Annotated in this window: 4 protein-coding genes; all 4 read left to right on the forward strand. The window is 69.9% G+C overall.

What is annotated here, in order from left to right:
• The first annotated feature begins 8 nt into the window (after positions 1-8).
• Positions 9-836 carry a cytochrome c biogenesis protein gene (locus tag G398_RS21065; protein ID WP_026853347.1) on the forward strand — a complete coding sequence of 276 codons (828 nt, stop codon included), beginning with the start codon at positions 9-11 and terminating at the stop codon, positions 834-836.
• Positions 837-919: 83 nt separating this feature from the next.
• On the forward strand, positions 920-2,401 hold the full coding sequence (locus G398_RS17315; RefSeq protein WP_052571714.1) for a B12-binding domain-containing radical SAM protein: 1,482 nt from the start codon (positions 920-922) through the stop codon (positions 2,399-2,401).
• A gap of 332 nt (positions 2,402-2,733) precedes the next feature.
• A complete protein-coding gene (locus tag G398_RS20755) occupies positions 2,734-5,781 on the forward strand; it encodes a cytochrome c3 family protein (RefSeq protein WP_026853348.1) in 3,048 nt (1,015 codons plus the stop codon).
• 84 nt (positions 5,782-5,865) lie between these two features.
• Positions 5,866-6,090 (forward strand): leucine zipper domain-containing protein (locus G398_RS20370; protein WP_157492349.1); only part of this gene is annotated, 225 nt, incomplete at its 3' end.

Here is a 6,090-nt window from a genome sequence, read left to right on the forward strand (position 1 = left end):
GAGCCCCCATGACGCCCTTCATCCTCGAAGCCACGCTCCACTGGTCCTCGGTGGCCGTCTACGCCCTGGCGGCGGTGCTCTTCGCCCACGCCCTGATGTGGAACCATCCCGAGCGGGCGCGCTGGGCCACCTGGGTCGCGGCCCTGGGCCTGGCTCCTCATGCCGCGGCCATCCTCGCGCGCTGGGCGGCGGTGGGGCACGGTCCCTACATGGCCAAGTCCGAGGTGCTCTCCTCCAATGCCTGGATCGCCGTCCTCATGCTGCTCGTGGTGCTGTGGCGGCGGCCGGGCTGGGCGGGGCTGGCTCTGGTGGCCCTCCCCGGCGCCATCCTGATGATGGGCCTGGGCCTGTTCGCCGATCCCCAGGCCAAGGACCTGCCCCCGACGCTGCGCTCCATCTGGCTCATCTTCCACATCTTCTTCACCAAGCTGGCGGTGGGGGCCTTCCTCCTCGCCTTCGCCGCGGCCGTGATCCTGCTCCGCAAGCTCCGGGGCGCCGCCAGCCGGTTCCTGGAGCGCTTCCCGGCGGCCGAGGTGCTGGACGCGTCCATGATCCGCTTCGTGGGCTTCGGCTTCGTGTTCTGGTCCACCACCATCATCGCGGGGGCCATCTGGGCCCACCAGTCCTGGGGGCGCTACTGGGGCTGGGATCCCATCGAGACCTGGTCCCTGGTGACCTGGCTCTGCTTCGGTTCCCTCCTGCACCTGCGGCTGTTCTACCGCCTGGGCCCGCGGACCACGGCCTGGCTGGTGATCGGCTGCTTCGGGGTCTCCATCCTCACGGCCTTCATCCTCCCCTTCCTGGTGCCCTCCCTCCACGCCGCCTACTTCCAGTGACCCGCCCGGAGCGCCGGCATTGTGACTTTTTCCGCCACCTTTGACTCCAGAATGATGTTGCGAAAGGCAATGAGGGTGACGTCGTGAGCAAGGTCCTGTTCGTGGTGCCGCCCTACTCCAGCTGGGGGGTGGAGGTCATCGGCACCTGGCCGCCCCTCCAGATCGCCTACCTGGCCGGGGCCGTCGAAGGGGCCGGGCACGAGGCCCGCATCTACGACGCCATGAACACCGAGGGCGCCACCTTCGACGACATCAGGCGGGAGGTCGAGCGGCACCGCCCCGACGTGGTGGTGGCCTACGACTACCTGCCGGTCACGGGCGCCATCAGCACCGCCGTGGTGCCCGCGGCCCTGCGGGCGCTGGCACTGGCCAAAGCCGTGGATCCCGCCATCACCACCTTCATCGGCGGGCCCTTCCCCACCTTCCGCTACCAGGAGCTGCTGCACGATCCCTCGGGCGCCGTGGACGTCGTCCTTCGGGGCGAGGCGGAAGACACCCTTCCCGAGCTGCTGGCGGCCCTGGCCGGGGGGGCTCTGGACCGCGTGCGCGGCATCGCCTTCCTCCGCGACGGCATCGTGATGGCCACGGAGACACGGCCCCACGCGCTGGACCTCGACCGCTACAAGCCCGCCTGGCACCTGCTGGACTGGAGCCTCTACCGCTACCGCATCGATCCCCCAGGCCGCATGGCCTCCATCCTCACCTCCCGCGGCTGCATGATGGGCTGCTCCTTCTGCAGCCACCGGGCCTTCTGGCGGGGCGACTGGCGCGCCCGCACGCCGGAGGATGTGATCGAGGAGATCCGGCTGCTCGCCGGAAAGTACGGCGTCGAGTCCATCACCCTGATCGACCCCTACCCCACCAGCGACCGGGCCCGCTGGGAGCGCCTCCTGGACCTCGTCATCGCGGCGGACCTCGGCGTGCGGCTGCTCATGGAGACCCGCGCCGAGGACATCGTCCGCGACGAGGACCTGCTGCCCAAGTACCGCAAGGCCGGCGTGGTGCACCTCTACATCGGCGCCGAGGCGGGCACCGACGAGCTGCTGGCGGCCCTCAACAAGGGCAACGACGTGAACGCCATCGCCAAAGCCATCCGCCTGGCCCGCGAACACGGCATCGTCACCGAGGCCTCCTTCATGATCGGGCATCCCACCGAGACCCCGGCCTCCATCGACAAGACCATCGAGGTCGCCATCCGGATGAACCCGGACATCGCGGTGTTCCCCGTGCTCACGCCCATGCCCTTCACGCCCCTCTTCGACGAGATGAAGGACCGCATCCGCGTCTTCGACCACGCGAAGTACAACCTCGCGACCCCCATCCTCGAGCCCTACGCCATGACCCTCGAGGAGGTCTCCGTGGCCCTCGGGCGCTGCTACATGGCGTTCTACGCCCAGAAGATCCCGCAGATCAAAGCCCTGCCCGACGGCTTCAAGCGCCGCTACCTGCTGAGCGCCTGCAAGGAGATGATGGCCGCCTACGGCAAGCACTTCGGCCACCTGGGCGCGAAGATGCCCAAGATGCATCCGCACGGCGAGATCCATCCCGCCTTCGCGGATTCGTGATCGGCATCACCCACCGCGAAACGTGATCCGCCCGGCCCACCGGACCGGCCCGCCTGCACCGAATCCGGGCAGGAGAGGGCCCGGAGATGTTGTGTTCGGAAACCTGATGCAGTGGGCGTGGACTCGGACAATCCCGTGACGGACCTGGGACCAACCACCCCACCAGGGCCCTTCCACCCCTCAGGGTGATGCCTGAAATTCCCCACACAGACGGGCTTTCCGAGTGGCGTCGGACACGAATACGGTTCATCCGGGTCTTGGCGCAAACAAAGATGACATTACGATGATGTATGCCCTCCCCCCCGGGGCACCTTTCTGAGACCGCCGACGCCATGACCCGTTCACGCCGGACCCTCACCTTCCTGTGGTTTGCCCTCATGGCGATCCTGGCCCCCGGCCTGGCCGCGGAGGCGCTGAGGACCTGCCAGGACTGCCACCCCCGGGCGGTCAAGTCGGCGGCCCCGGCCACGGCCCACAAACCCCTGCTGGACGGGAAGTGCCAGTGGTGCCACAAGCCCCACGGCACCGCCAACGTGAACATCCTCCACGAAGGAGGCGGCCGGGCCCTCTGCGCCATCTGCCACAAGGGATTCAAGAAGGCCGCGGACGAACGCCCGGCCCACCGCTTCGAGGCCAAGGGCGAGTGCGGCGCCTGCCACGGCGCCCACGACACGGGCCGGAAGCGCCTGCTCCGGAAGGACACCCAGGAGCTCTGCCTCTCCTGCCACGGGGACATCAAGGCCCGCACCGATTCGGCCCACCCCCACCCAGCTACCGGGGACTGCCTGGCCTGCCACCAGCCCCACCCCTCGGCCACGCCCAACCTCCTGAAGGCCGGTGCCCCGGGCCAGTGCGACACCTGCCACGACCTCACGGGCCTCTCCTCGTCCCACGGCGGCTTCCCCCTGAGGGCCGCGGCCTGCGCCACCTGCCACAATCCCCACGGCGGCCAGGCCAAGGGCCTCCTGCGGGACCGCCAGCACGCTCCCTTCGCGCCTGGTTCCTGCGCCGACTGCCACGCCCCCGCCTCAGGCGGCGAGGTGAGGCTGGCGAAGCCCGTGCCGGAACTTTGCCTGGATTGCCACGGCCCCCTGCCCGGCCCCGGTCTGCCACACCAGCCCGTGAAGGACGGCCAGTGCCTCACCTGCCACCGGCCCCATGCCGGGGATGCCAAGGGCCTCCTCACGGCCCCGCCCCGGGAGCTGTGCGCCAGCTGCCACGCGGACCTCGCGAAGGGGAAGTCCCTGCATCCGCCCTTCCGGGATGGCGCCTGCATGGACTGCCACAGGCCCCACGAGTCGAAGGAGAAGGCCCTCCTCGCTGCGCCGGCGAAGGAGCTGTGCCTCGGCTGCCACGCGGATCTCGTCAAGGGCAAGAGCCAGCATGCGCCTGCCGCGCAGGGGAACTGCCTCGCCTGCCACGAGGCCCACACCAGCGCCACCGCTCCGGTCCTCAAACAGGCCGGCGAGAAACTCTGCGCCACCTGCCACGCCGGCGTGGCCAAGGGTGAGGTCGTCCCCCATGCCCCGGCAGAGAAGGGGCAGTGCCTCACCTGCCACGCGCCCCACGCCTCGGCCTCCGCCAAGCTCATCAAGGGCGGCGAGCTGGCCGCCTGCGGGGCCTGCCACGAGAAGGTCGTGAAGCGCAAGGTGCTCCACGCCCCCGTGAAAGATGGCCAGTGCAGCGCCTGCCACGCCCCCCACGGCGGCAGCCGCGCCAGGCTCCTGAAGGACGACACCGACAAACTCTGCACGAGCTGCCATGACGGCCTGATGAAGGGCGGCGCCAAGCACCAGCCCGCCACGGGCCAGCGGGCCTGCCTCGCCTGCCACGATCCCCACGGCGGCGACCAGGCCAGGTTCCTCAAGCGCGACCAGCCCGAGGGCTGCTACGCCTGCCACACCCGGAAGGACCGGTTCCAGGTCGTCCACTCCCCGGTGAACGACGGCCAGTGCAGCAGCTGCCACAGCCCCCATTCCGGCAGCGGGCCCGCCCTGCTGGCCTCCCCCCGGATCCAGGAGGCCTGCGCGGCCTGCCACGATCTCAGCGACGAGGCCCTGGGCCGGAAGCACCTCACCGGCTCCCTCGCGAAGGTGGACTGCCTGGGCTGCCACGAGCCCCACACCGCCCAGAAGAAGGGGCTGATCCTCAAGGGCGCCCATCCGCCCTTCACCGAGAGCTGCGGCAACTGCCACGCCTCCCCGGCCGCCGGCGCCAAGCTCCCGGCTGGGGCGCCCCGCCTGGAGCAGCCCGTGCCTCAGCTCTGCCTGGCCTGCCACGCGGACCTGGCGCCCAAGGCCGGTGCCGCCCAGCACCAGCCCTTCAAGGGCGGCGAGTGCCTGTCCTGCCATCGGCCCCACGCCTCGAAGAGCGAGGCCCTGCTGGAGAAGCCCGGCAGCCAGGTCTGCCTCGCCTGCCATGAGAAGTCCGAGGCGCCCAAGGCCGGCTGGGGGCACAAGCCCTATCTGGACAGCAGCTGTCGAGATTGCCACGCCCCCCACCAGACCGAGGCCCAGCGCCTGCTGCGCCAGAAGCCCCTCGACCTCTGCCTGTCGTGCCACACGACCATCGCCGCGGCGGTGAAGTCCAAGCACGCCCACCAGCCCGCGGCCTCCGGCGAGTGCCTCAGCTGCCATGCGGCCCACACGGGCAAGCTGGCCAAGGGCCTCCTCCAGCCCGTGGAGGAGCTCTGCGTCAGCTGCCACGACGCCGGCGATCTGAGGAAGGCCCACAAGGGCTACCCCGTGTCCGCCAAGGACTGCGCCACCTGCCACGATCCCCATGGATCCAATCAGGGCGGCATGCTCAAGGCCACGGCCCATCCGCCCGTGGCGGAGGGGGGCTGCGCCACCTGCCACGCGGAGCCCGCCTCGGCCAAGCCCTTCTCGACCAGCGAGGCCATGCCCGGGCTCTGCTTCAACTGCCATGACGGCGTGGCCGCGGCCGCCAAGAAGGCCTTCCCCCATCCCCCGGTGGCCAACGGCGAATGCACCGCCTGCCACACGCCCCACGCCTCCACCCTGCCCTCCCTCCTGGCCGGGAATCCCAGGGACCTATGCCTCCAGTGCCACGAAGGCCTCCGGGAGCAGGCCGATAAAGCGGCCTCGCGGCACAAGCCCGTGATGGACGGCCAGTGCGCCACCTGCCACACGGCCCATGGCGGCGACGCCAAGGGCTTCCCCCGCGGGGCGGTGCAGCCACTCTGCCTGGGATGCCACAAGGACAAGAAGGCCAATCACCCCACGGCCAGCCACCCCACTTCGGATCGCATCATCAAGGCGACCGGCAAGCCCCTCACCTGCCTGTCCTGCCACCAGCCCCACTTCTCCGGAAATCCGAAGCTCCTGGCCGTCACCGGCTGCGAGGCCTGCCACACCTAGGTGTAACTGCCAAGGAGGTTGTTCATCCGGGTTGAGCTGGGAAGCTGTTGTTACCACACAGCGGCTTTCGCAGAGGCAACCCGGATGAACCTCCACAGTTCAGCAAAGACCTGTCCACGAAGTCGAGCGTTATTGATCCGGCGTGTCCGGTGCCTGGGAATGACCGTCCAGGCAGCGGCCCAGGCGGCGGGGATCAGCGTCCGGACTGCCTACAAATGGCTGGCCCGATTCAGGAAGGAGGGCCGGTCTGGGTTGGATGACCGCTCCAGCCGGCCTTTGCGCGCCCCGACCCGCACCGAGGCAGCCGTG

It is taken from the genome of Geothrix fermentans DSM 14018 (assembly GCF_000428885.1).
GTDB lineage: Bacteria > Acidobacteriota > Holophagae > Holophagales > Holophagaceae > Geothrix > Geothrix fermentans.